The organism is Barnesiella viscericola DSM 18177 (assembly GCF_000512915.1).
GTDB lineage: Bacteria > Bacteroidota > Bacteroidia > Bacteroidales > Barnesiellaceae > Barnesiella > Barnesiella viscericola.
Map to the genome: position 1 here is coordinate 1,070,281 of NZ_CP007034.1, position 25,793 is coordinate 1,096,073.

20 protein-coding genes are annotated in these 25,793 nt (G+C 55.9%); 9 read left to right on the forward strand and 11 right to left on the reverse strand.

Annotation, left to right across the window (positions count from 1 at the left end; genetic code table 11):
* The first annotated feature begins 132 nt into the window (after positions 1-132).
* From BARVI_RS04250 to BARVI_RS04280, 7 genes are all read left to right on the forward strand, one after another.
* Entirely contained in the window at positions 133-684 is a 552-nt protein-coding gene (locus tag BARVI_RS04250; protein WP_025278032.1) for a DUF4924 family protein, read from the forward strand.
* A gap of 18 nt (positions 685-702) precedes the next feature.
* A complete protein-coding gene (rfbD, locus tag BARVI_RS04255; protein WP_025278033.1) occupies positions 703-1,572 on the forward strand; it encodes a dTDP-4-dehydrorhamnose reductase in 870 nt (289 codons plus the stop codon).
* A 4-nt stretch (positions 1,573-1,576) separates the two neighbouring features.
* Positions 1,577-3,157, forward strand: a complete 1,581-nt coding sequence (locus BARVI_RS04260; protein WP_025278034.1) for a peptide chain release factor 3 — start codon at positions 1,577-1,579, stop codon at positions 3,155-3,157.
* 352 nt (positions 3,158-3,509) lie between these two features.
* Positions 3,510-4,532, forward strand: coding sequence for a DUF3575 domain-containing protein (locus BARVI_RS04265; RefSeq protein WP_025278035.1), 1,023 nt, complete (start codon positions 3,510-3,512; stop codon positions 4,530-4,532).
* Positions 4,533-4,548: 16 nt separating this feature from the next.
* The gene (locus BARVI_RS04270) at positions 4,549-5,385 is read left to right on the forward strand and encodes a FimB/Mfa2 family fimbrial subunit (RefSeq protein WP_025278036.1); all 837 of its coding nucleotides are present in this window, start codon (positions 4,549-4,551) and stop codon (positions 5,383-5,385) included.
* 319 nt (positions 5,386-5,704) lie between these two features.
* Positions 5,705-6,589 carry a fimbrillin family protein gene (locus BARVI_RS04275; protein WP_025278037.1) on the forward strand — a complete coding sequence of 295 codons (885 nt, stop codon included), beginning with the start codon at positions 5,705-5,707 and terminating at the stop codon, positions 6,587-6,589.
* 335 nt (positions 6,590-6,924) lie between these two features.
* Complete coding sequence (locus BARVI_RS04280) at positions 6,925-8,754, forward strand: fimbrillin family protein (protein WP_025278038.1); 1,830 nt, start codon at positions 6,925-6,927, stop codon at positions 8,752-8,754.
* A 375-nt stretch (positions 8,755-9,129) separates the two neighbouring features.
* Here the strand turns inward: BARVI_RS04280 and BARVI_RS04285 are convergent, their stop codons facing one another.
* Entirely contained in the window at positions 9,130-10,023 is an 894-nt protein-coding gene (locus BARVI_RS04285; protein WP_025278039.1) for a YncE family protein, read from the reverse strand.
* 124 nt (positions 10,024-10,147) lie between these two features.
* Here BARVI_RS04285 and BARVI_RS04290 point away from each other — a divergent pair, with 124 nt between their 5' ends.
* The gene (locus BARVI_RS04290; RefSeq protein ID WP_025278040.1) at positions 10,148-11,053 is read left to right on the forward strand and encodes a LysR substrate-binding domain-containing protein; all 906 of its coding nucleotides are present in this window, start codon (positions 10,148-10,150) and stop codon (positions 11,051-11,053) included.
* 112 nt (positions 11,054-11,165) lie between these two features.
* Here BARVI_RS04290 and BARVI_RS04295 read toward each other — a convergent pair whose 3' ends face one another.
* The 10 genes from BARVI_RS04295 to BARVI_RS13130 all read right to left on the reverse strand — a co-directional run bounded on the left by BARVI_RS04295 (position 11,166) and on the right by BARVI_RS13130 (position 23,764).
* Positions 11,166-12,917 carry a phospho-sugar mutase gene (locus BARVI_RS04295; protein ID WP_025278041.1) on the reverse strand — a complete coding sequence of 584 codons (1,752 nt, stop codon included), beginning with the start codon at positions 12,915-12,917 and terminating at the stop codon, positions 11,166-11,168.
* 122 nt (positions 12,918-13,039) lie between these two features.
* The gene (locus BARVI_RS04300; protein WP_025278042.1) at positions 13,040-14,683 is read right to left on the reverse strand and encodes a dipeptidase; all 1,644 of its coding nucleotides are present in this window, start codon (positions 14,681-14,683) and stop codon (positions 13,040-13,042) included.
* A 22-nt stretch (positions 14,684-14,705) separates the two neighbouring features.
* Complete coding sequence (locus BARVI_RS04305; protein ID WP_025278043.1) at positions 14,706-16,364, reverse strand: M23 family metallopeptidase; 1,659 nt, start codon at positions 16,362-16,364, stop codon at positions 14,706-14,708.
* Positions 16,365-16,790: 426 nt separating this feature from the next.
* On the reverse strand, positions 16,791-18,350 hold the full coding sequence (locus BARVI_RS04310; protein WP_157232531.1) for a hypothetical protein: 1,560 nt from the start codon (positions 18,348-18,350) through the stop codon (positions 16,791-16,793).
* A gap of 18 nt (positions 18,351-18,368) precedes the next feature.
* Positions 18,369-19,988: a right-handed parallel beta-helix repeat-containing protein gene (locus tag BARVI_RS04315; protein ID WP_157232532.1), complete on the reverse strand. Its 1,620-nt coding sequence runs from the start codon at positions 19,986-19,988 to the stop codon at positions 18,369-18,371.
* Between the two features lie 25 nt (positions 19,989-20,013).
* Positions 20,014-21,291: a family 16 glycosylhydrolase gene (locus BARVI_RS12895; protein WP_084546985.1), complete on the reverse strand. Its 1,278-nt coding sequence runs from the start codon at positions 21,289-21,291 to the stop codon at positions 20,014-20,016.
* Between the two features lie 7 nt (positions 21,292-21,298).
* Entirely contained in the window at positions 21,299-21,763 is a 465-nt protein-coding gene (locus BARVI_RS04325) for a T9SS type A sorting domain-containing protein (RefSeq protein ID WP_084546986.1), read from the reverse strand.
* An 18-nt stretch (positions 21,764-21,781) separates the two neighbouring features.
* Positions 21,782-22,276 (reverse strand): hypothetical protein, encoded by a 495-nt coding sequence (locus BARVI_RS04330; protein ID WP_157232533.1) that lies wholly within the window; start codon positions 22,274-22,276, stop codon positions 21,782-21,784.
* 336 nt (positions 22,277-22,612) lie between these two features.
* Entirely contained in the window at positions 22,613-23,449 is an 837-nt protein-coding gene (locus BARVI_RS04335; RefSeq protein ID WP_084546987.1) for a glycoside hydrolase family 16 protein, read from the reverse strand.
* Positions 23,450-23,608: 159 nt separating this feature from the next.
* Positions 23,609-23,764, reverse strand: a complete 156-nt coding sequence (locus tag BARVI_RS13130) for a helix-turn-helix domain-containing protein (RefSeq protein WP_198015989.1) — start codon at positions 23,762-23,764, stop codon at positions 23,609-23,611.
* Positions 23,765-23,799: 35 nt separating this feature from the next.
* Between BARVI_RS13130 and BARVI_RS04340 the strand changes: the two genes are divergently transcribed.
* Positions 23,800-25,641, forward strand: a complete 1,842-nt coding sequence (locus tag BARVI_RS04340) for a glycoside hydrolase family 3 N-terminal domain-containing protein (RefSeq protein ID WP_025278050.1) — start codon at positions 23,800-23,802, stop codon at positions 25,639-25,641.
* The last annotated feature ends 152 nt before the right edge of the window (positions 25,642-25,793 follow it).

Sequence of the window (25,793 nt, forward strand, 5' to 3'; positions counted from 1 at the left end):
TATTTTTGCCCGGTAACATTGCGACAGCGAACGATTTGTATTAACTTTGCCGACAATTTGGGGAAGCCCCCTCCCGGCCCCGACTTTGGCGGCCGTTCCCGAAGGGCCTCTCCTCGAAAAAATTGTAACGACATGATTATCGCCAGCCAAAAGAAAAAAGAGAATATCGCCGAATATCTGCTGTACATGTGGCAAATCGAAGACCTCATACGGGCTTACGGGCTGGACATCGACCGCATACAGCAACAGATCATCGACCCCTACAACCTGCCCGAAGCGCAGAAGAAGAGCATGCGCGAATGGTACGAATCGCTCATCGACATGATGCGCTCCGAGGGGGTGGAAAAGAAGGGACACCTGCAACTGAACAAAAACGTGCTCATCGACCTCACCGACCTGCACCTGCGCCTGCTCAAATCGACGCGCGAGCCGTTCTACGGGGCGGCCTTCTTCAAGACCCTGCCCTACATCGTGGAGCTGCGGGCCAAGTCGGGCGACGAAAAGGTGGGCGAATTGGAGACCTGCTTCAACGCCCTCTACGGCGTGCTGCTGTTGCGGTTGCAGAAGAAAGAGATCAAGCCCGAGACGTTGAAGGCGATTGAACAAATATCGTCGTTTCTCTCGCTCCTGGCCGAGAAATACAAACAGGACAAGGCGGGCGAGCTGAAACTCGAAAACGATTAAATACGGGAGAGACAAGTCATGACCAAAAAGATACTGATCACCGGCGCCAACGGACAACTGGGCCACGAGATGCGCAACCTCCTGGCCGACGACAGCCGTTTTGAGTGCCGGTTTACCGACGTGGCCGAGCTCGACATCTGCGACGCCCAGGCAGTGAGCCGGGCACTGGCCGAGGCCCCGGTGGATTATGTGGTCAACTGCGCCGCCTATACGCAGGTCGACAAGGCCGAGGAGAACGTGGAGCTGTGCCGCCGCATCAACGCCGAGGCCGTGGGCAACCTGGCCCGGGCGGCCGCCGCCTGCGGGGCCCGCATGATACACATCTCGACCGACTACGTATTCGACGGGCACGGCTATCGCCCCTACACCGAGACGATGCAGCCCCACCCGCAATCGGTCTACGGCTCGACCAAACTCGAAGGGGAAGAGCTGCTCACCCGGTATTGCCCCCAAAGCGTCATACTCCGCACCGCCTGGCTCTACTCGCCCTACGGCAACAACTTTGTCAAGACCATGTTGCGGCTGGGGCACGAGCGCGAGGAGCTGACCGTCGTGGCCGACCAGATAGGCACCCCCACCTGTGCCGCCGACCTGGCCCTTGTCGTCCGAACCGTACTGCTGGCCGACCGCTTCGTGCCGGGCATCTACCACGTATCCGACGAGGGGGCATGCAGCTGGTACGACTTTGCCGTGGCCATTCACCGGCTGGCCGGCATCACCACCTGCCGGGTGAAACCAATCCGCAGCGACGAGTACCCCAGCCGGGCCCGACGCCCCTTTTACAGCGTGCTCGACAAGAGTAAAATCAAACAGACCTACGGGCTCACGTTGCCGCACTGGTACGAAAGCCTGTCGCATTGCATAAACCTATTACAAGAAACCCATTAACATCGTGAGTACACTTACAGAGGAAATCAGTAAACGCAGAACATTCGCCATCATCAGCCACCCCGATGCCGGTAAGACCACTCTTACCGAGAAGTTGCTCCTCTTCGGAGGCGCCATTCACATCGCCGGTGCCGTGAAATCGAACAAAATCAAAAAGACAGCCACCTCCGACTGGATGGAGATCGAGAAGCAACGCGGTATATCGGTTGCCACCTCGGTCATGGGCTTCAACTACGGAGACTACAAGATAAACATTCTCGACACCCCGGGTCACCAGGATTTTGCCGAGGATACCTACCGCACCCTCACCGCGGTCGACAGCGTCATCATCGTGGTCGATGTGGCCAAAGGTGTGGAGACCCAGACCCGCAAACTCATGGAGGTGTGCCGCATGCGCAACACCCCGGTGATTGTCTTTGTCAACAAGCTCGACCGCGAAGGGCGCGACCCCTTCGACATTCTCGACGAACTGGAATCGGAGTTGAAGATAAACGTGCGCCCGCTCAGCTGGCCCATCAACATCGGCCAGAAGTTCAAGGGGGTCTACAACATCTACGAGCAGAACCTCAACCTCTTCACCCCCAACAAGCAGGTGGTGACCGAGCGCATCGAGCTCGATGACGTGAACAGCCCCGAGCTGGAAGAGTACATCGGCGAACAGGACGCCGAGAAGCTGCGGGCCGACCTCGAACTCATCGAGGGGGTCTACCCCGAGTTCAGTGTCGACGACTACCTGGCCGCCAAGACGGCGCCGGTATTCTTCGGGTCGGCACTCAACATGTTCGGTGTGAAGGAGCTGCTCGACTGCTTCGTGAAGATAGCCCCCTCGCCCCGCCCCGTCCAGGCCGTGGAGCGCGTGGTGCGTCCCGAGGAGGAGAACTTCACCGGCTTCGTCTTCAAGATTCACGCCAACATGGACCCCAACCACCGCAGTTGTATCGCCTTCGTCAAGGTGTGCTCGGGCAAGTTTGAGCGCAATGCCAACTACAAGCACGTGCGCAGCAACAAGATGATGCGCTTTTCGAGCCCCACGGCCTTCATGGCCCAGAAGAAATCGGTAGTAGACGAGGCCTACCCCGGCGACATCGTGGGTCTGCCCGATACCGGCAACTTCAAGATAGGCGATACCCTCACCTGCGGCGAAGAGCTGCACTTCAAGGGTCTGCCCAGCTTCTCACCCGAGATGTTCAAATATATCGAGAACGACGACCCCATGAAGTCGAAACAGCTTAACAAGGGTATCGACCAGCTCATGGACGAGGGCGTGGCCCAGCTCTTCATCAGCCAGTTCAACGGCCGCAAAATTATCGGCACCGTGGGCCAGTTGCAATTCGAGGTTATCCAGTACCGCCTGCTGCACGAGTATGGCGCCCAATGCCGTTGGGTGCCCATCAGCCTCTACAAGGCCTGCTGGATCGAAAGCGACGACCCCGAGGCCCTCGAAGCCTTCAAAAAACGCAAGCACCAGTTCATGAGCGTCGACCGCGACGGACGCGATGTCTTCATGGCCGACTCGAGCTACGTGCTGCAAATGGCTCAAAACGATTTCCCCAAGATTAAATTCCACTTTACCTCCGAATTCTGATAACAGCATATAAGGAGGCCCTGTAACAAGCGGGTGCGGGAAGAATGATTTCCCGCACCCGCTCCGTTTTTTTCAGAGGACAAACCCGGGAAAGTTTCTACTCAATTATTTCTTTCCTAAGCTCTTGCCAATCGATTTATCCACATTCCCCGAGTCCCCAAAAAAGGAGTTCCAATCTGTTAAAATATGCACCTTATATTCTCTCTAAAATAAAAGAATACTCCTTTTACCTGGTCATTTTAGTTAAATATTAACAGATTGACCCTACATTATTAAAAAACATAACCTATTCATAACTTGCAATTCCGAATTTTAATATTATATTTGAGTAGATTTCACAATTTACATCTCCATGAAAAAATACGTAACGAGCCTGATGCTATGCCTCCTGATGTTGCCACTCGTGGCACAGACACAGGGCGACACCATCTACCACTTTCGGTTCGAGCCGGGGAACGACGGCCTCTATACCGCTTACCGAAACAACGGCACCGAGCTGAGCCGTCTGCTCGCGTGCGTAGTACAGAACAAAGAGGCGATACTCGCCGGCACCGTCCCTATTCAGGTCGACGGCTACTGCAACTCGCTCGACGACGAAACGGAAGCCCGGGCTACGGCCCGTATCCGTTCCAACCGGGTGAAGAGCGAACTCATCACTCGCGAGGGGCTCACCGAAGCCTGCTTCACCACCCGCCACCACACCTCCGGCGGCGACTATGTGACGGTGCGAATCGTGATTCCGACCTCACCCTCCGAGACCGGGCCGGAGCAACAGGCCGAGACCGAACGGCTGGCAGCCGAAGCTCAACGAGCCACCGCCGAACAAGAGGCCGAACAGGCCCGACAAGCCGCCAAGCAGCAACGCACCGAAGCCTCGCACCCGGCGCACGACTCCTACCACCTCGCCCTGCGGGCCAACCTGCTGCGCTGGGCTACCCTGACACCCGACCTGGGCATCGAATGGCGCATCTGCCCGTCGTGGGGCATTGCCGTAAACGGCTCGTGGACTTCTTGGACGTGGAGCGACAAGGACCGCCGCTATGCTCTGTGGGAAGTGGCTCCGGAAGTGCGTTACTATATGGGCGAGAAAAAAGCCTGGTATCTGGGTGCTATGTTCAAGGCCGGACAGTTCAACTACAAGCTCTCCGAAACAGGCAGGCAGGGCGACCTGATGGGTGGCGGCATCACTGCCGGCTACCAGTTGCGGCTGAACAAGGCATTAGATCTTGATTTCAACCTCGGCTTGGGCTACCTCAATGCAGACTATGAGAAATATGAAGTCATCGACGGTGTGCGCGTGCGCCGCGGCAACGAGACAAAGGACTGGTGGGGCCCCATCAATGCCGGTGTGACATTGGTATGGAAGTTATTCTAACTCGGAGGAATCGAATATGAAAGCAAGACAATATATAAATGTGATGGGAATGGCAGCCGCCGTGCTGCTCTCTTCCTGCGTGAAGGACACACTCTATGACACGCCGCATCCCGACAAGGGAGCTGTCACCGTCAGTCTGACGGGACTGTCGGCAGACGATAACTATGTACTCGACATCGACGGGAAGGTGGCCGACATCACCGGCTCGCCTTTTACCTACCCCGACCTGCTCGCTCCGGGAACATACCGTATGGTGGTCTATAACCGCGTGGAAGGTTTCACCTTCCACGGACGGACGGCACGGGTCAATGCCCACACGGACGGGACCTCGGTCATTCCCCTGCCGGGCTATCTGAAGACCGTCAGTCAGGAGATAACCGTAACAGCTGACGACACGCTGCGTGTCAATGCCGTTCCGGTGCAGCGTGTACGTGACCTGCAACTGGAACTGGAAGTGACACAGGGACGCCCCGAACTGATACAGAACGTGACCGCCACCCTCAGCGGCATAGCCGGAATTTTTGACATGGAGAAGGGACAGACCATCGGCGAACCTGTCTCCACGGTCTTCTCCTTCACCCGTGACGGCAGCAAGCTCACGGCCGACGCCCGCCTGTTAGGAACCATGGGAGCCGTGCAGACGCTGGTGCTGGACATCGTCTTCACCGATGGCGGACGCACACAGCACACGGAAGTCGACCTGACGGAAGCCCTTGCCGACTTCAACGGCAACATGACCACCGCCTACCGGGTAACCGGTACATTGGAGACCCCCGTCGGCATGGAGGAATGCAACGCCGAGATCACCGATTGGGAAGAGGTGGAAGGTGGCAATGCCAGTGCCACGCTGTAAGTTCCACACACCGCTCGGGTCACCCCGCACTACGATGCGGGGTCCAGCGAGGGGCCGCAAGGGACAAGTGCCGCTGCCGGTATTTCCTGGATACCGCGTCGAAGCGCGGTATGACGTGGTAGTCACCCTGCACCCGATGCGGAGTCCAGCGAGGGGCCGCAAAGGACAAGTGCCGCAGACAGTATTCCTGGATACCGCGTCGCAGCACCGGGTCACCCCGCACCCGATGCGGGGTCCAGAAAAAGGGAAGACGGTGCATTCATTTGCCGGTATTCCTGGAATGACCGAGAAGAAAAGAAATATATAAACAAATAAAAATATGAAGACAAGATTTTTTGCTTTCGCAGCGCTGGCATTGACACTTGCCGCCTGCAACAACGACAACGAGAACCTGAATGACGGCCCGGTAGCCGCCAAGTTTATCGCTGACATTACGCCCGCTACCCGCGTCAATTCGGAAGGAACCGACTGGACCGAAGGTGACCGCATCGGCGTCACCGGCGCAGGCTTTACCAACGTGCCCTACAAGAGAGAGAACGGTAAGTTCGTGACCGACGGTACGGTCATCTATTTTGACGACACCGAAACGAAGACCTTTAATGCCTACTATCCGTATCAGTCTGACGGCGGAACGGTGACCGTCAACACCGCAGCCGACAAGCAGGGCCCCGGCATCGACTTCCTCTTTGCCTCGGGAGCGAAGGGAAGCACCCGCAGCCCGGAGGTGAGCTTCACCGACAAAACCGACAAAGGCGGTGAAGACAACTCCTTCCACCACCGCATGAGTCTCATCAAATTCACCTTCAAGCCAGGCTACGGCCTCATTTTCAACGGAATGGAACCTGCTGACTACACGTTGGACGGACTGAAGCACGAAGGCACTTTCGACACGGCTACCGGAACGACTGCCGTAACCGCAGCCGTCGAATCGCCGATTACCATGCAGCTGGGCGGTGCCACCACTTCGCAAGTCATCATTCTCCCGCAGGGAGTGACCACCTCTCTTGACCTTAAAGTGTCTTTCAACGGACTGGACTATACAACCACACTGCCGAATCCATCCAAGCCCGAAGCGAATCAGTTCTCCGCAGGCTATGCCTACACCTATAACATCACGCTCAACAACAAGGGCATCACGGTGGAAGAACCGGAGATTACCCCGTGGGAACCCGGAAATTCGAACGATGTAAGCATCACGCTGTAAGCCCTACATACCGCTCGGGTCACCCCGCACTACGATGCGCTCCGGGTCACCCCGCACTACGATGCGGGGTCCAGTGCGGGAGCAAGGATCAAGTGCCACTGCCGGTATTTCTGGATACCGCGTCGAAGCGCGGTATGACGGGGAAGTCACCCCGCACCACGATGCGGGGTCCAGCGAGGGAGCAAGGATCAAGTGCCACTGCCGGTATTTCTGGATACCGCGTCGAAGCGCGGTATGACGGGGAGCACCGCATCAAGTGCGGAATGACCGGGAGGGTATCCCTAGATTCCTAAAATGACATAGAAGAAAAAAGAAATATATAAACAAATAATAAGATGAAAACAAGACTATTTACACTCACCGCGCTGCTACTTGCCACGGCAGCCTGCACGAAGGACGAACTGGCGGACGGTGACCGTCTGCCCGAAGGACAATACCCGCTGGAGATAGCCCGCATCACCCTCGGCGTGGAGGGAGGCGAGGCGCAGCCGTGGGGCGCACCGCAGACCCGCGTCAGCGAGAACGGGGACGGCACGGGCAGCGTGTTCGACGCAGGCGACCGGTTCGCCGTGCAGATAAACGCCGAGGAGGGCATCTACATCGTGCAGGACGACGAATCCATCAAAGCCGAGTCACCCCTGTACTGGAGCGACTCCGGCGAACACACCGTCACCGCCTGGTACCCCGCCACGGGCGGCACCCTCGACCTCAGCGACCAAAGCCAAAGTCTTGCCTACCTGCTGGGCGGCTCGGGCACGGGCGACTACCTGACACCCGTCACGCTGACCTTTGCCCACCGTCTGGCCAAGGTGCGCGTCACGCCCACCGGCGATGCGCTCGGCGAAGTGCAGAGCCTCCAGCTCTATACCTACACACAGTGTACTTATGAAAAGGGCACGGTAGTGCAAGGCTCGCAAGAGGGCTGGATAGAGATGAAGCGGTGCGAATATACCGAGAACGGCGTCTCCTTCACCTGTTGGGAGGCGAATGTGGTGCCCGGCTACGAGATAACCAAGCTGATGGCGAACAACGACAACAAGGAACGCGACCTCTCCACCACCATCACCCCCGAGGCGGGCAGCTACTACAACATCACGCTGGATAAGGACAAGGGATATACCGACGACGGACAGGGCAACTACACCGTGACCTCCGCCGATGGCCTGAAGAACATCGCCAAGCTGGTGAACGAACAATGGAATTTAGGCATCAATATCACCCTGACGGCCGACATCGACCTCTCGGGCATCGACTGGACACCGATAGGCATAGACTATAACCACCAATACAAAGGCACCTTCAACGGCGGCGGCCATACCATCACGGGGCTGACCGTTACGACGAGTGACCAATATGCGGGCCTGTTCGGCTACATCGGCTCCGGCGGCACGGTGAAGGACGTGACGCTGGAGGGCGTGCAGATAGCAACCACTCACAGCGTGGGCGATGCCGGCGGCGTGGCGGGATATAGCTATGGCAACATTGAAAACTGCTCGGTGTCGGGCAGCGTCAGCGGCAGCGGCATGAACGGCATTGCGGGCGGTGTAGTAGGCTTCCAAGTGGGCGGTTCCCTTACCGGATGCAGCTCCTCGGCCACAGTGAATGCCGGGAATACAGCCGGCGGCGTGGCAGGTACGACGAATAATGGTGCCTCCCTGACCGCCTGCTATGCCACGGGCGACGTGACCCTTGTAAGTAACGATATAGGCACCTATTTTGCCGGCGGTGTGGTGGGAAGCAACGGCTCATCCAGCACCCTCAAAGCCTGCTATGCCTGGGGCAGCGTGACCGGTAGCGGAAGCGGCACCGTCTATGTAGGCGGCGTAACGGGAACCAACGATTGTGGCACCCTGACTGCCTGCTACCATGCCAAAGGGACTGTCAAAGGCTCGGACGGAGCCACAGACGGAGCCACAGGCGGCGTGGCGGGACGGAACTTCAAGGGCCTCATGCCGTATGGCGGTATCATCACCGCCTGCTACTGGGGAGACAACGGCCAGGAACAAGGCATCGGTGAAGACCAGGTAGGCACCGGCGGAACCACGATGGTGACGGACAGCAACTGGTCAGGAGCCAAGGATGCCATGAACGACGCCCTGCAAAGTGCAGGCTCAGAGTGGCAGTACGAACTCACCGGAGCATTGCCAACATTGAAGGAACAGTGAACCGTCGGGCATCGTGTCACCCCGCACCACGATGCGGGGTCCAGAGAGAGGCCTCTTGTGGGTATTGCCTTTGCCAGTATTCCTAGATTCCGCATCAAGTGCGGAATGACGTAAAGCACCGCGTCGAGGCGCGGTATGACGAGGTGACGGGGTCCAGTGTGTGAGTCACCCCGCACCACGATGCGGGGTCCAGTACGGGGCCGCAAAGGACAAGTGCCGCTGCCGATATTCCCTGGATTCCGCATCAAGTGCGGAATGACGTGAAGCACCGCATCAAGTGCGGAATGACCGAATTATCGCAGTATGGAGCAAAAAAAGAGCAAAAAGGCGGAGGAAAAATCCTCCGCCTTTTCTTCGACCTTATGTAAAACTACCTCACTCACTGATAACTACCACCCGACTGTTGGGCAGGTCGGGGATATAGACATGTTGGTCGATGACTGTAATATCGGCAGGTCCCACCAGCGGTTGGTCCAGCGAGATAGATACCGGGGTAACCGTTCCGGTATTCAGGTCGACCCGGCTCAGCCCGGCGGGGGCCCAGTTGGTGATATAGAGGGCGGTGCTGTCGGACGAGAAGGCGATGCCGTCGTATTGTCCCGGGGTCTCGATGACTTTCTCCAAGGCGGGAGCGGCCACATCGGCCACACGATAGATGGTATGCTGGGGCTGGGTATTGCCGTCGGCGGGATAGGAGGCGATATAGAGCGACTGTCCGTCGGCGAGCAGTCCGTTGGGACCGGGCACCGTGAACCACTCGACGGGGTTGCCGAGGTGCTCCATGTCGCTGATGTCGATCTTGAAAATCTTGTCGGCATTGGTCACCGAGGCGTAAAGGGTGTCACCCACGGCAGCGAGGTCGTTGGCAAAGAGGCAGCCCTCGGGCAAGGTGAGGGTGCGGGGAGCGGCCTCACGATTGTCCAGATTGTAAACGAGGATTTTGTTTACATCGCACACAAAGAGATGACCTTTGCCGATATACATGCCCTTGGGGGCCGAGAGGTTGCCGTCGGCAGGAATGAAGGTCGAGGTTTTCCCCTCTTTATAATACAGAATATAGCCTTTGCCCTCGGTATTGAGGGGGTTCAACTGCTCGGTGCCGAAGTTGGCGATGAGCATACCGCCATCGTAGGGGTAGGTGCTTTCGCAAAAGCGGATTCCGTCTTGAACCACCGTGGGTGCTTGCGACTCGGCCTTTTGTTTTTGTGTACCACAGGCCAACAGAAGAAACGAGAGGCCCATGCAGGCCATGCTAACCATTTTTTTCATGAATCTTTGAAAGTGTTTGTTTGTCTTATAAATTTGGAACAAATCTAATGCAATGCAAACTATTTGTCTATATTTGCAAAACTCATTTTTTCAATAAGATCTATCGATAAAACCGATTAAGAAAATGGAACTGCGTCAACTGAACTACTTTAAGGAGGCTTGCGAATTGCGCAACTTCTCGGAGGCGGCCCGGGTGCTGAACATCTCGCAGAGCACGCTGTCGCAACAAATCAAGCAACTGGAAGAGGAGCTGGGTATCCTGCTCTTCGACCGCATAGGCAAACGGGTGGTTCCCACCGAGGCGGGACTGGCCCTGCTGCCCTATGCCCACCGGGCGATACAGGAGGCCGAGGACGGCCGACAGATGATACGCGACTTGAAGGGGGTGCAGACGGGGAGGCTGCACGTGGGGGTGACTTACAGCATGATTTCGTTCATGCTGCCGGCTTTGGAACGGTTTACCCAGCGCTATCCCGGGGTGGAGGTGCATGTGACGCAGGGTACCTCGGAGGAGCTTTTGCAGCTGCTCGGCGACAACGGGCTGGACCTGCTGCTCTCGTTCAAACCCGAGTCGATGTGCAACGACTTGGAGACGGTGCCGATCGTGCGGTCGGAGCTTTACTTTGTCACGCACCACTCGCACCGGCTGGCCTCGCTCTCGTCGATTACCTTGAAGCGACTCGCGGCGACGCCGCTCATCTTGCCCGAGCGGGGCTTTGCCACCCGCAAGAGAATCGAGGAGCTGTGCCGCAAATACCGGCTGTCGCTCACCGTGGGCATCGAGATGAACGACGTGCACACCATTCTGCACCTGCTGCGCGGGGGCTACTGGGGGACGATTCTGACTCAGGCGGCCGTGGCCAACGAACCCGACCTGGTGCAGATTCCCATCTTGTGTGCCGAGCCGCTTACCTCGCAGGGGTATCTCTTCTGGCCGCAGGGGCTCTACCGCAAAAAGGCGGCGACGGCCTTTGCCGACTGTCTGCTGGCGGTGATACAGGGCCTTTCCCGCCGGACGACGACCGACTGATCCGGGCCTCAACCTCACATAAAGAGAGCGCCCCGGGAGGTTTTCTCCCGGGGCGATCCGTATCTTGTCAAGAGCCGCTCATGCCGCAGGCAGGAGCGTCACGAGGGTATCGTCAGATGCCCAGCTCTTTCTTGATGGCCTCTATCTTGGCATCGGCAGCCACATTGGCAGCGTCGTAGTCGGCATAGCTGTCCATCTTGATGCCGCGCACCTCGATGTAGAACTTGATCTTGGGCTCGGTTCCCGAGGGACGAATGGAGACTTTGGAGCCGTCGGCCGTGAAGTATTGCAGCACGTTGGAGGTGACGGGCATGTCGAGTTTCGACTTCTGGCCGGTCACGGTGTCGAGGGCTTCGAGCGAGTCGTAGTCTTTCACCAGAATGACGGGCGAACCGGCGAGCTCTTTCAAGGGGTTGGCACGGAAGCTCTTCATCATGGCCACAATCTCCTCGGCTCCCGATTTGCCCTTGCGAACGACCGAGATGCCTTTCTCCTTGGAGAAGCCGTATTTGATGTAGATGTCCTGCAACATCTGATACATGGTCATGCCCTTGTCCTTGGCCCAGGCGGCAATCTCGGCCATGAGCGAGATGGACGAAACGGAGTCTTTGTCGCGCACGAAATCCTCGGGCAGGAAGCCGTAGCTCTCTTCGCCGCCGCCGATGTAGCGGGCCTTGCCTTCGTTCTCGCGGATAATCGAGGCTATCCACTTGAAGCCGGTGTAGCAGTCGTACATCTTAAAGCCGTTGCGCTCGGCAATGGTCTTGATGGTCTCGGTGGTGACGATGGTCTTGACGATGTATTCGTTGCCTTTGAGCAGACCCAGTTCTTTGTTGCGGGTCATGAGGTAGTTGAGGAATATCATCACAATCTGGTTCCCGTTGATGAGGACAAACTCACCCTTGTCGTTGCGCACGGCCATACCGATACGGTCGGCATCGGGGTCGGAGGCTACAACGAGCTCGGCATCGGTCTCGATGGCTTTCTTGATGGCCATGTCGAGGGCGGCGGGCTCTTCGGGGTTGGGCGACACGACGGTGGGGAAATCGCCGCTCACCACGTCTTGCTCGGGCACGTGAATGATGTTGGTGAAGCCGAAGTTCTTCAACGAAGCGGGCACGAGGCGCACACCGGTGCCGTGGATAGGCGTATAGACGATTTTCATGTCGTGGTGACGGGCAATGGCCTCGGGGCTGAGCGAGAGAGTCTTGATACGGTCGAGGTAACGGCGGTCGATCTCCTCGCCGATAATCTCGATGAGGGCGGGGTTACCCTGGAATTTCACATCTTTCACCGAAGTGATTTTGTTCACCTCGTCGATGGTCTCCTTGTCGTGGGGTGCAATCATCTGGGCACCGTCGTTCCAGTAAGCCTTGTAGCCGTTGTACTCCTTGGGGTTGTGCGAGGCGGTGAGGATTACACCACTCTGGCAACCCAGTTCGCGAATGGCAAACGATACCTCGGGCGTGGGACGCAGGGCGTCGAACAGATAGACCTTGATACCGTTGGCCGAGAAGATGTCGGCAGCCACCTCGGCGAAACGGCGGCTGTTGTTGCGGCAGTCGTGACCGATAGCCACCTTGATCTGAGGAAGATCGGCAAATGCCTTCTTCAAGTAGTTGGACAAGCCTTGCGTGGCGGCACCCACGGTGTAGATGTTCATGCGGTTGGTACCGGCACCCATGATGCCGCGCAGACCGCCCGTACCAAATTCGAGATCCTTGTAGAAGGCCTCGATGAGGTCGGTCTTATCTTCGTTGTCGAGCATGGCCCGCACAGCGGCTTTGGTCTCCTCGTCATAGCCGTCGCCCAGCCATACCTGAGCTTTGGCAATCACTTGTTGCAATAAATCTTCGTTTCCCATATGTTTAGCGTTCAATAGTTAATTGTTTCTTCTGTGGACAAATTTAGTTATTTCCCCGAGACGGGCACACAAATTAAGCAAAAGTTTCGCATCGTTTTCACCATTCGGGGAAAAAACAAGGTTTAGAACTGCGGTGCCTTTTCGAGGAAGCGGTCGCCGGTCTGGCGCACAATCTCCTCGTAGTACTCCTTGGAATAGCCGGGGAAGAGAGGCGAATCGGGCAAGCCGTAGCCGTTGTCCTTGAAGTGGCCGTTCTCCTCGCGCTTCACGTTACCGTCGAGGAACTTGACCATGAGGTATTCGCCCAGTTTCTTCCAGCGGGCGGTCGATGCCTCGGCAGCATCGCAGCTGTACTGGGTGAGGAACTCGATGGCCTCGGCGGGCGAAGTGGCATAGAGTTCGGCAGCAGCCTTGTCGACAGCCGACTGGCGGGCGTTGAGCGAACCTTCGACAGCGGTCTGCACGCGGCGAATGTCGCCAATCATGGGCTCGTAGCGGGCATAAGCCATATTGGCAACCCAGTTGTGAACCCAGAAGGCCGAGGTCCAGGAAAATTCATACATCGAACCGTTTGCAGGGCTGAAACATTCGGGCACCCGGGTGATGCTGCAATACATGGGCACATAGATACAGGTGTTGGCATCGTCGACGCCGAACCAGAGTACACCGCCCACGGCATCGGGCAGCCAGTTGCGCATCTGACCCACGAGAGTGAAGCCGGTCTGCTGCGTGGCGATGGCCCGCTCCATGCAGTAGGATTTACCCTCGACCTCGAACGACATAGGGCGGAACCGATAGGGTACCTTGAAGGGACCGGCACCCACATCTTGCGTCATGTCGAAGGGGGTACCCTCGAAGTGGTCGCGCATGGCCTCTTTCATATCCTGCACGGAGAGTTTGCGCGAGGGCTTGATGTAGAGGGGGAAGGGGTTGTATACCTCGCCGTTGATGTAGGGCAGGTACTGGTCCATGGTCGTGTCGTACTTGCGGAAGAAGGCCCACACGCGGGCATCGCAGGCCCGCAGGGCTCCGAAGTCGGCGGGATAATAGGTCTGGGCAAAGCTGAAATCCTTGTTCAGCCCGTCGAAATAGCCCATCTCGCGGGCAAACGAAATGACATCGGCCGAATAGAGGCAGTTCTCCTTGTCTTCCAACGGGAACTTGTGAATGCGAGGATAGTTGGCGTGGCCGGCAATACAGTCGTCGGGGATACGCACGGCTACCCACACGGCACCCCGGCGCCCCGGGCCCTTGCCGATGAGGTCCATGATCCAGGCCTCATTGGGGTCGGCAATGGTGAAGGACTCGCCACTGCTGCAATAGCCGTATTTCTTGACCAGGCCGGTCATCACCTTGATGGCCTCGCGAGCGGTCTTGGCCCGTTCGAGTCCCAGTTGCATGAGCGAACCGTAGTCGATGATGCCGGTGGTATCGACCAGCTCGGGACGTCCGCCCCAGGTCGACTCAACAATGGTGAGCTGATGTTCGTTCATGTTGCCCACCACGGCATAGGTGTGCTCCACCTGCTCGATTTCGCCCAGCGGTTTGTTGGTATCCCACTCGATAATCTTACGCATGGAACCCTTGGGCCAATCGGCGGCTGGCGACGAAGTCAACGCCCCATAGAGGGTGTGGGAGTCGGCCGAATAGGTTACCAACACACTCCCGTCGGCCGTAGCCTGCTTACCGGCTATCAAACTCGTACAGGCCCATGCCTGCGGCCAAGCGGCCACGGTCAAAAGAGATAAAATCGCAATTTTCTTCATAACTCTATTTCTTGTTTTTTATTTACCATACAAAAGAGCCGGTATAGACCTGCTCGTTGCCGCACATGTCGGTAGCCCGCACCTTCAAGGTGTGCTTGCTTCCCTTCTTCACCCGGTTGCTTTCGAGGCGATAGGTGATGCGGGCCGTCTTCCCGTCGAGTTCAAAGAGGACAAACTTGCCGTCGATTTCGCCCCGGTAGCTTTTCAGTCCGCTACCGCTGTCGGTCACCTTCAACACCACCGTGCCCCGCGACGACCAGCGCTCGGGAGCCACGGGCTGAATGGAGGGATTCACCGAATCGACCGTAACGGCATAGGAGCCGAAGTTGCGAATCTTGGCCTTGTACCAGCCATCGGCATACTCACCGTTCACGGGATAGACCCGGCTGCCTTTGAGACGCACCAGATAATACTGGTTCTTGTTAGTCAGTTCGTCGCGGGTAAGCCGAATCGAGAGGTCGGCCGGGCGGTGGAGCGAAATATCGTCGGGCCCGATGACCTGCGTATCGGAGCAATATTTGTGCGATTCGAGCTTGCGCCGCGTGAAATCGATGTTTTCATAGAGGGCCCCGGCAGGAACAAAAAGACCGAAATCGTCCTTCTTGTAGAGATTGTCGACGGCATAGGAGAAATAGATGCCCGACTTCTGGGGCTCGACGGGCTCCTGCAACTTGCCGGTGAGGGTAAAGTCCAACACCGAGCGATTCCCGTCGTAGTCGGTGAGGACGTAGCGACAGCGATAGGGCCGCTCCTCATCGACATGGAGAATGCCGTGGTTGTCGACCTGCTTGTAGATGGAGCGCAGCCGGTTGCCGGGCGCCACATAGGTGCGCATGATCTTGCCGTCCTCGGTGAAGCTGTTGATGTAGCGGGTCTCGTCGAACGAGTAGCGGTAGATATAGGTCGAAAAAAAGAGGCTGTCGTCGACATACAGGTCGACCTGATGCACCCCGTATTTATTGGCCGTGCCGGTCATGCGGTCGTAGGCCTCGATACCGAACGAGACATCGCCCCAGACGGGGACAGGTTCGCCTATCGAGTAGGTACCCGCCCCACTCCGAGTTGCCTTGCGTTCCACCCGGCGAGCGGTATTTCCCATGACCCCGTCGTGGGTATAGACCACCACCCGACGAGGCTCGGGAGCCACATCGTCGGTAATGTACTGCGAGAGCCACTCCTGCGGGTCCATGGGGTCCTCGGTAGCGGTATCGCGAATGTCGAGATGCAGATGGGGACCGCCCGACGAACCGGCATTGCCGCTATACCCAATCAGGTCGCCCTGCCCTACCGGGATTTCGCCCTCGGCAAATTCGCAGTCGATGGCAAAGTCTTCCTGTTCGTACTGCAACCGGCGTACCACTTCATCGACAAAGGGAGCGAAACTCTTCAAGTGGCCGTAGACGGTCGTCAGCCCCGAAGGGTGATTGATGTAGATGGCCCGACCGAATCCCCACGGCGACACCACGACACGCGACACATAGCCGCCGTCCATCGCATAGACCGGGAGGCCGGTGCGGCCCTGAGTCTTCAAATCGATACCCGAGTGAAAATGGTTGGGGCGCAACTCCCCGAAATTGGCACTCATCAACAAAGGAATCTTCAACGGCGCAATCATTTCGCCTCGGCACACGGGAGCGATGAGCGCACAAATCACCCCCAATCCTATTGTACGTAAACGCATACTATCCTTTCTTTTCTACACGTGTAAAAACGAGGTGCCTCTCTGTGGCGAAAGCGAACGTCTTTTCGTCTCTTCCCGAGGCTTCTCCCCTTTTTACAATCCTTGCAAAGATAGTGAAAGGCGAGCGCAGAAAAAATAAGCTTGCTTGAATTTTTTATGCCGAACCGCATCCCATCTTCGTGTAACAAAGATAGTGAAAGGTGAGCGCAAAAAATCAAGCTCGCTTGGTCTTTTTGCCGAACCGACTCCTATTTTCGCAATATGCAAAGATAGTGAAAGTCAAAAGCAGAGGCAAATAGAAAACACAGTTTTCAATATTTTGACTATTCCAACCTGCAGCCTGCGACAAAAAAAGCAGCCCGGCTTGCACAGGCAAACCGAGCTGCTCCTTACAAATCCCATCTCCTAATGGAGAAACACATTATATCACAACATTACTTTTTCAGCTTTCTTGCTTACCCCGTCGGTGAGAACGAAGATGGCGCAACGGGCAGCAATATCCTGTTTGTTGACTGTCAACATATCGGCACCCTCGGCCGAGTAAACCGTGCGGCCCAACATATCGACTACGGTAAGGGTGAAGTGACGATCGGCCGTATTCACTACGGTAATCTGGTCGCCGTTGCGGGCGATGACGAAATCGGACTCATCGGCTACGACCGAAGCGATTGCCGACTGTTCGGTAGCACCGTATTCATAGGCACCGATGTCTCTCGTACCTACGGCTTTCAAGCCCCGAATATCGGTGGCCGGAATCATATCGGCATAAGCACCGTCGGCATAACCAGCATTGACAGCGTCGCTGTTCTCGGCAGTCAAGGGCAGATAGGGTACAAAGTTGTCGGTCGAGAGCGAGGAAGCCAGGGCAACCATCGACAACGGATAGGTAGCGAGAGTCTCTACCCGGTTGTTGCACTGATCTTTCTTGCCGTTGAAGCACTCGTCGTCGATAGCCTCGTTGACACCACGCTCGCCACCTATGATAATATTATTGTATCCCTCGATAGGAGTACGATAGTTGTTGACCGTATAGTTGGGGTCACCGAAGATACCTGAACCTGTAGCATAGACCAGGTTGTTGATAAAGTACAGTTCGCCCGTGTAGATATCGCCAATGCGCAGGGCACCGTCGTTGCCATAGAAGGTATTGTTGATAATCTTCATCAAAGCGCCATCACTATTGGTTACATCGACATCTGCCTGATTGGTGAGTTTGGAAGTATTGGCCAGGAAGGTACAGTTGACAATCGTTATCTCCCCTACATTGGAATAGGAAGCTGCCGCGTCTTCGGTCGAGATGGCAGAACCTACACCTTTATTCACGTCGTTGCTGTAGAAGGTACAGTTTTCTACCCGCAGGCTACTACCATCGACATCTTTTACACCGGCTTGAAGAATAGCTGCGCCCGTAGCGTAGCCACTACCCTCAAAGATGTAGTTGCCGTCGAAGTAGGAGTTGCGCACAGTCACATCTTTTCCACGCGAAGCTATGGCTGCACCACCGGCATCAGACTCGTTGTCGATGAAGATACAGCTGTCGACTACCAGCGTATTACCGGCAAAGAAAAGGCCTCCACCCGGAGCATAAGCAACTTGACGGCCGTTGAGGAAAGTGATACCTCTTACCGTGAGATTGCAACCGGTGGCGGCACGCAGGATACGGGCACCCTCGCCACCCTCTTTACCGGGTTTCTCGGCGGCACGCAGCGTGGTATTGTTACCGATGATGGTCACATTCTTGTTTTCGTCCAGATCGAGCTGTCCACCCGTATCGAATACGGTATTGGGTTCCAGATAGATGATGGTCTCTTCATTATCCTGTACACTACCGATAGCCTTGCTCACGGTTTTGAAAGCCGTGCCCCACGATTGACCGTTGTAACTGTCGTTACCCGAGCCGGCTTTTACATAAATTTTTGTGGCGGCAAACGAGTTGACTCCCAGAGAGCCCGCCAACAAAGCGACTAATAAGAAATTCTTTTTCATACGTGATTGATATTAAATTTATAAGATTACTTTTTTAACGATTTGGTCGTGTCCGTTGGTAGCTACTACCAGCAAAACACCGCGAGGCAGACGGTCACCGCCGATTACTGCCGTTTGCTCCACGGGCATAGCGGCTACCTGACGGCCGTCGATCTGGAAGAGAGTTACCTGGAACTCGGTGTCGGTATGATTCTCGACAACGAGGTTGCCCGACTGTACGTAGACACTAAGATCGGTAGCTGCATCAACACCAGCGATAGCCGTGGGCTGGTCGGAGGGTACATACTCATAGGCTCCTATGTCTACACCATCATCTTCGCGGGCCGTACCCAGCACGTCGACCAGGGGAACGATATTCTCCTCACCCACCAGATATTCGGCTACACCGGCGTTGACCAGCGGGCTGGTCTCGCTCACAGCCAGATAGGGTACGAAGTTGTCGGTTGCCAAGGTATCGCTGAGACCGGCTTCGGTCATCAAAGAGGTCAAGGCATCGATGTCGGCGATGAAGGGGTCGCCCACATTCGACTCGCGAGCCGTAATAAGCATGTTGCCGTTCTCGTTATCGGCCAGTTCGGACACATAGGAGTGAGGTTCCAGCACGACGGCATAGTTGTTCTGGCAGGCAATGGTGCGGCCGGTAGCTTTCGGCGAAATGACGGCATTGCGCAATCCTACCACGGCATTGTTGACGAAATAGAGGGTATTGTTACCGGTCTCGCTGATGTTGACAGCCGAGGTTCTCTTGTAAACCTCTTTCATCAAGGTCTGGTCGCCCTCATCGTCCGACTCGTCGCGCAGGTCGAAATAGAAGGTGTTGTTCACAACTTGAACCGAGTTGCCCGAACCTTTGATCAGGATATTGGGCACCGACCCTACCGGGACACCCTTGGTGGTATTGTTGTAAAAGGTGTTGTTGGCCAGACGAGCCTGTACGTTCGAGTTGTTGACGATACCCACAGCCATAGCTCCCGAGTTGGAATTGATTACATTGTTCTGGAAAATCGAGTTCTCAACCGTGAAAACTCCCTCCTTACCCTGGAAGTGAATGGAGGTACCACTCATGGCATCTCTATACCCTTCGGTCTGGTTATTCCGGAACACCGAGTTGGTGATAGTTACATTCATGGCGTTCGTACCGGTGGCGATAGCAGCACCCCCGTCGGCACCCGAGGTCAAGGCACAGTTTTCAAATACGCAGCTGTCGATGACCAACTCGGAGGCACTATTGGCATTACCGGCAAAATAGAGTACACCGCCCATACTGGTATAGTTCTTGACGCCAGTGAAGGTGATGTCTTTCAAGACCAGCCGGGCAGCCTCGGTACGCAAGATGCGCTGTGCGGAACCGGCATTGATGATGGAGCTATCGCCGATGATGGTCAAATCTACCCGGTTTGCACCGGTAGTCATGTTGCTCTCCTTGAACTCGTGTCCCGGTTTCAGATAGATGGTTACGGGCTCATCGGCCGTCACCGCGTTGATGGCCGCAGCCACCTTGGTATAGACGGCGTCGACGGTCATACCCTCGGGAGCGTTCCCGTCGGGGTCGACATAATAGACCTTCTCGGCCTGGCCGGGAAAGCTACATAAAGCAGCCACAAGGGCCGTACAGAAAAGTGTAGTTGTCTTTTTCATGATTTTAGTTCTTTATTTTCACTTTTTATTGATAAATACGCACATAGTCGATGACATACTCCATAGGCAGAGCGGTGACATCGATACCTTCGCGGCCTCCCCAACCGCCACCGAAGGCAAAATTGAGCAACAGGTAGAAATCTTTGTTGAAGGGCCAGTTGCTGTCGGAATAGGTACGTCCCCTCAGTACCGTAAATTGCAGTTCGTCGTCGATGTACCACATGAGCCGATCGGGGTGCCACTCGAAGGCATAGACATGCCAGTCGTCGGGATTATCGATATGGGCGCTCGATGCATATCTGTTCGGTTGGTTGTTGCCGTTGAACTCGGTCGAGTGTACCGTGAAATAGATATTGTCGGGATCATAGCCTACGTGCTCGATAATATCGATCTCGCCACAGGCAGGCCAGTCGCTGCGATCCTGCGGGAACATCCAGATGGCGGGCCAGGAACCCAGACATACGGGAAGTTTGGCACGGACCTCTACCCGACCGTAGGTAAAGGCGAACTTGCCTTTGGTAACGACACTGGCCGAGGTGATGGGAATAATCGTATCGGCCCGATAGCCGTGCGAACCGCCGGCACTCCAAGGTTTCTCGTAGAGGGCATTCTCGATGACCGAGCTGTCGTTGCGGCAAACGATGTGCAGATAACCGCCGTCCATGTAGCAATTCTCCTTGCGGGCTACCGTATAGTATTGCTCCTCGCCGTTGCGGGTATAGCCCTCTTCATATCCCCACTTGCTGTCGTCGAGCAGACCGGTACCGTCGAACTCATCGGAGAAGACGAGTTTGGTATAGTTCCGGGGAATCTTTACCGACTTCAAGTTACCGTTGTTGTCGCATTCGAGGCTCCATTGGGTACCGTCGTCCGATTTGAGCAGCAGGGCTTTCTCGGCCGAGAGGGCATAAGGCACGGAGGCCAGCTCCTGAGTCGTGGTAAAAGTCCGCTCGCCTGTACCCGTCAAGTCGAGTTCGACCTTGATCGACACTTTTCCCCACCAGTCAACGGCATCGAACGAGCCTTCAAGCGGAGCACCTTCGCCCACTTGCAGGCTCACCAGTCCGTTGGCATCGCTCTCGGTGGTTTGAGTCTCGCTGTACAGCAGCTGCGGGTCGGCATCGGAACGGGAAGAGATTGTGCGCTGGATATAGAAACGCACCGTCACCTCCTGATTGGGCACGGGGTTGCCTTCGGCATCACGCACCACGGTTTGGTAGGGTATCCCCTTTATGGTTTGGGCACTCAGATTGGTCACCGAAAAGAGGGCAACCGCCAATATGGCCAAAATTATTCTTTTCATCTGTTACTTATTTTTTTAGAATCAGAACCGAGCGGGCTCCTTTTTCATTCTCAACTTTCAATATATACTCACCGGCTTCTCTGTCGGAGAAAGCAATCACAGCCTGTTGGGCTTCGGGCAAACGGCCCGAGTCGAGCAGACGTCCCTGCACGTCATACAGATACCAGGTGCTGCCCTCAGCCTCGGAGAGCGTGAGGTACAGTTCATCGGCCACGGGATTGGGACCTACCTTCAAATCGAGATTATCGTTCTTGACCGAGAAGATGCCCGAGGTGGGAGCGACAAACGGCTGGTTGAATCCTTGGGAGAACCGAACTACGTTGGAACGCATGACCGACTCGGTGAATACCTCGCCCAGGGTCCAAACGAGTGTCTCGTTACCGCCTCCGGCCGTGGCTACTACCGACTGGGCTGCAACCCGACCACCCATGACCGAGGCGATACCTATTAATAATAGTATGGTTTTTCTCATAGAATCTTTCCCTCCTGCTTATTCGGTTACGGCTTCGGTCGTGATGGTTCCGTCGTTGGCCACCTTGATGCGCCACAATTTTCCGTCGGGCGATTTGATGTGTACGTTATCGGCTACTACGGCACACTTGGCATAGGGCACGCTCAACAACTGTTGGGTTCCCATGCTCACATAGCCGGTACCCCGGTCGACCTGGGTCTCGAAGAAATAGTTATCGGCACTCCAATCGATGTCGTAGAAGGTCTCGGTGCGGGAACTGTTGACCCCCTCGCCTACCTTGAAGGTAATGATTCCCGAAGCATTGCTCGATGTGGTGTGGGTCTCTTCATACACCACCGCACCATCGGCTGTACCCTGGTGAATGCACACCTTCACTTCGAGGGGTTCATTGGCGGCCACGCTGCCATCGTTGTTGCGCATGACGGCTTGATATTGGAACGAATTCGGGACCTGAGCAGCTGCGCCCAAGATTCCCAAGAAGACGGTCAAAATCGAAATAATTCTCTTTTTCATGAATACTAATTTAAAATTTATGGTTCTACAAAAAGTGTCGGCACGCTGTGCTTTTCAACAAGACAAATGTAAATTGAATCTCCACAATGTTTTTACAGCGAATATTATATTGTTTGAAGTTTTGCATTCGCCCTTGAAGATTTGTAGCAGAAACTTAAACTTATGTTGCATTTGAGCCCATGTGGGCGTAAAAACGACTTCCGACAGGTTATTTTTGGCACGAACTCCTGCAACCGGATGCTGACTGTTGCCGTCGACAAGAGCCACTGTCAACGGCATAATTATCGCTCTCCGGACTGTCATTTATCAAAAAAAAGGTGTATCAAACGATACACCTTAACGATAGACTTTCACATAATCGATCACATACTCCTGAGGTAACCCTTCGAGGTCGACACCCTGGCTGCCTCCCCAGCCTCCACCGAAAGCAAAATTGAGTATGAGGTAAAAGGGCTGGTCGAAGGGCCAGGCTTCCCAACCCTCTTCGTCCTTGACCACCGAATAGGTCTCGACTCCGTCGAGGTACCAGGTGAGCTTGTCGGCCCGCCATTCAAAACCATAGAGGTGAAAGTCGGTGGCCACGGTGGCACAATCGACCGTGTGGCGCTTCTGGTTGTTCTTGGTGTGGTTGTATTTCTCGGTGTGTATGGCGTAGTGCACCTTGGGCAGGTCGTAGCCCACATTCTCCATAATATCCAACTCGCCGCTTTTGGGCCATTCGCCATAGGTGTTTTCAGCCGGCATCATCCAGATGGCGGGCCAGGAACCCCGGCAATCGGGCAACTTGGCACGCACCTCTACCCGACCATATTTCCACTCGGCAATCCCCTTGGTAGTGATGCTGGCCGAGGTAACGGGGGCCACGCTGTCGCAACGCGTCGTATCGACCGGTTTCGCCCAAGCCTTGCCGAAGCGACCGTTTGCGATGAAGGCACTGTCGTGACGGCAGACGATGTGCAGATAGCCGTCCTGCTGGTAACAGTTTTCGGGGCGGGCCACCGTGTAATACTGCAACTCGCCGTTGCGCACATAGCCCTCCTCGTAGGTCCACCGGGTGGAATCGGGAAGTCCGCTCCCGTCGAAATTATCCTCAAATACCAACTCGTTTGTCGCACTGCATGCGGCCATCAGGCCAAGCGGCAGACTGGCTAAAAGCCATAATACTCTTTTCATGATCTCAAATTCTTTTACGTTAACACGACAAAGATAGCCATAATTCCCCTATCGGTGTTTTCAAATATGTAGCACAGATTTCGGTCTATGAGGAAAAGGCTCGTCGCCCCGGCTCTTTACAGATAACCCGGACACGAAAAAATTCAGAGAGCAACAGACCTATTCGTTCGAGGCATCGGGTTGGGTGGGTTCCTGACCGTCGTGTTGGGCTCCGTTGTGATACAACTCGACGTAACGGCTGGGCGACATGCCGTAGAACTCGCGGAAACTGTTGGAGAAATGCGACAGCGACGAGAACCCAGCCTCGTAGGTCACCTCGGAGATGGCAACTGGTCGAAGCGAGTACCCACATGGCCGCTACCGAAGCTCGTGAAGAGGGTATAACCTGGACCTTCACGCCCATGCTCGACATCTCGCGCGACGCCCGCTGGGGGCGCATTGCCGAGAGTCTGGGCGAGGATCCCTATCTGGCCGGTGAACTGGGTGCCGCCATGGTGCGCGGATTCCAGGGCAAACAGCTGTCGGACAGCGATGCCATTGCCGCCTGTGTGAAACACTTCGTAGGCTACGGTGCTGCCGAGGGCGGACGTGACTACAACTCGACCTATATCCCCGAGAACCTCCTGCGCAACGTCTATCTGGTACCGTTCCAGAAGGCTATCGAAGCCGGGGCCGCCACGCTGATGACCTCGTTCAACGACAACGACGGAATCCCCGCCTCGGGCAACGATTACCTGCTGCGCACCATACTGCGTGACGAATGGAAATTCGACGGCTTCGTCGTGTCGGACTGGTGCTCGATGAGCGAGATGCTCTCCCACGGATTTGCTACCGACCGCAAAGATGTGGCCCGCATCTCGGCCAACGCCGGGGTAGACATGGAGATGGTGAGCAAAACCTACATCGACTATCTACCCGAACTGGTGGCCGAGAAGAAGGTTTCGATGGAGGTCATCGACAATGCCGTGCGCAACATCTTGCGCATCAAATATCGGCTGGGCCTGTTTGAAAATCCCTACACCCAAAAGGGGAGCACAAGCTCAATCTACTCGGCCGAACATCTGAAAACGGCCCGTCAGGCCGCTGTCGAGTCGGCTATCCTGTTGAAGAATGACGGTGTCCTGCCCCTCAAAGAGGGTCAGACCGTGGCACTCATCGGACCCATGGCCGACGCGCCTCACGACCAACTGGGCACTTGGTCGTTCGACGGTGACAAAAACCGCACCGTCACCCCGTTGAAGGCCTTGCAAAGCGATGAATACAAACAGGTGAAATACTACTACGAACCGGGACTGGCCTACTCGCGCGATACCGATACCCGCAACTTTGAAAAGGTGAAAAGCGTGGTGCGCCAGGCCGATGTCGCCGTCGTATGTGTGGGCGAAGAGGCTATCCTCTCGGGCGAAGCTCACTCGCTGTCGAACATCAACCTGATAGGAGCTCAATCGGAGCTGCTCAAAGCGGTGAAGAGTACCAACAAACCGGTCGTGATGGTGGTTATCGCCGGCCGGCCGCTCACCATCGAGCGCGACCTGCCCTATGCCGATGCCGTGCTCTACAACTTCCACCCCGGCACGATGGGCGGTCTGGCCATCATGGACCTGCTCTTCGGACGGGAGAATCCCAGCGGCAAACTGCCGGCTACCTTCGTCCGCGAGGTAGGACAGATTCCCATGTACTACAACCACAACAACACAGGACGTCCGGCTCCCGACCAGGTTATCTCGCTGAACGATATCCCATTGGAGGCTCCGCAAACCTCGCTGGGCAACACCTCGTTCTACCTCGACTCGGGTAGAGACCCGCTGTTTGTCTTCGGTTACGGACTCTCGTACAGCACGTTTGCCTATGACAACCTCCACCTGTCGAGCGACGAAGTGCATGCCACCGATACCCTCACGGTAACGGCCACCATCAAGAATACCAGTGCAACCGACGGTACCGAGGTAGCCCAACTCTATGTGCGCGACCTGGTAGGCTCGATCGATCGCCCGGTCAAGGAGTTGAAAGGCTTCCAACGCCTCTTCATCAAAGCCGGCGACAGCCAGACGGTAACCTTCAAACTGCCCGTTTCGGAGTTGGCCTTCTACGGACGGGACATGAAGAAGAAGGTCGAGGCCGGAGCATTTGACCTCTGGATTGGCCCGAACAGTGCCGAAGGACTGAAAGGCTCGTTCACCGTCACCGAATAACCCCGACAGAAACGCTTCTTCGATACATTAAAACCAAGAAAATCGGCCGGCGTCCAAGCGCTCGGCCGATTTTCTTTTTTCGACCATAAACCACCCCAAAAACGGTCGTCCCGACAAACCGAAAATTCACGTATCCCGGCTTAAAAAACAGA

Bases quoted from the DNA above. Each gene is read 5' to 3' on its own strand.
- BARVI_RS04250 (WP_025278032.1), top strand. From the start codon at position 133: ATGATTATCGCCAGCCAAAAGAAAAAAGAGAATATCGCCGAATATCTG.
- rfbD (WP_025278033.1), top strand. From the start codon at position 703: ATGACCAAAAAGATACTGATCACCGGCGCCAACGGACAACTGGGCCAC.
- BARVI_RS04265 (WP_025278035.1), top strand. From the start codon at position 3,510: ATGAAAAAATACGTAACGAGCCTGATGCTATGCCTCCTGATGTTGCCA.
- BARVI_RS04270 (WP_025278036.1), top strand. From the start codon at position 4,549: ATGAAAGCAAGACAATATATAAATGTGATGGGAATGGCAGCCGCCGTG.
- BARVI_RS04275 (WP_025278037.1), top strand. From the start codon at position 5,705: ATGAAGACAAGATTTTTTGCTTTCGCAGCGCTGGCATTGACACTTGCC.
- BARVI_RS04280 (WP_025278038.1), top strand. From the start codon at position 6,925: ATGAAAACAAGACTATTTACACTCACCGCGCTGCTACTTGCCACGGCA.
- BARVI_RS04285 (WP_025278039.1), bottom strand. From the start codon at position 10,023: ATGAAAAAAATGGTTAGCATGGCCTGCATGGGCCTCTCGTTTCTTCTG.
- BARVI_RS04290 (WP_025278040.1), top strand. From the start codon at position 10,148: ATGGAACTGCGTCAACTGAACTACTTTAAGGAGGCTTGCGAATTGCGC.
- BARVI_RS04295 (WP_025278041.1), bottom strand. From the start codon at position 12,917: ATGGGAAACGAAGATTTATTGCAACAAGTGATTGCCAAAGCTCAGGTA.
- BARVI_RS04300 (WP_025278042.1), bottom strand. From the start codon at position 14,683: ATGAAGAAAATTGCGATTTTATCTCTTTTGACCGTGGCCGCTTGGCCG.
- BARVI_RS04305 (WP_025278043.1), bottom strand. From the start codon at position 16,364: ATGCGTTTACGTACAATAGGATTGGGGGTGATTTGTGCGCTCATCGCT.
- BARVI_RS04310 (WP_157232531.1), bottom strand. From the start codon at position 18,350: ATGAAAAAGAATTTCTTATTAGTCGCTTTGTTGGCGGGCTCTCTGGGA.
- BARVI_RS04315 (WP_157232532.1), bottom strand. From the start codon at position 19,988: ATGAAAAAGACAACTACACTTTTCTGTACGGCCCTTGTGGCTGCTTTA.
- BARVI_RS12895 (WP_084546985.1), bottom strand. From the start codon at position 21,291: ATGAAAAGAATAATTTTGGCCATATTGGCGGTTGCCCTCTTTTCGGTG.
- BARVI_RS04325 (WP_084546986.1), bottom strand. From the start codon at position 21,763: ATGAGAAAAACCATACTATTATTAATAGGTATCGCCTCGGTCATGGGT.
- BARVI_RS04330 (WP_157232533.1), bottom strand. From the start codon at position 22,276: ATGAAAAAGAGAATTATTTCGATTTTGACCGTCTTCTTGGGAATCTTG.
- BARVI_RS04335 (WP_084546987.1), bottom strand. From the start codon at position 23,449: ATGAAAAGAGTATTATGGCTTTTAGCCAGTCTGCCGCTTGGCCTGATG.
- BARVI_RS04340 (WP_025278050.1), top strand. From the start codon at position 23,800: ATGGCCGCTACCGAAGCTCGTGAAGAGGGTATAACCTGGACCTTCACG.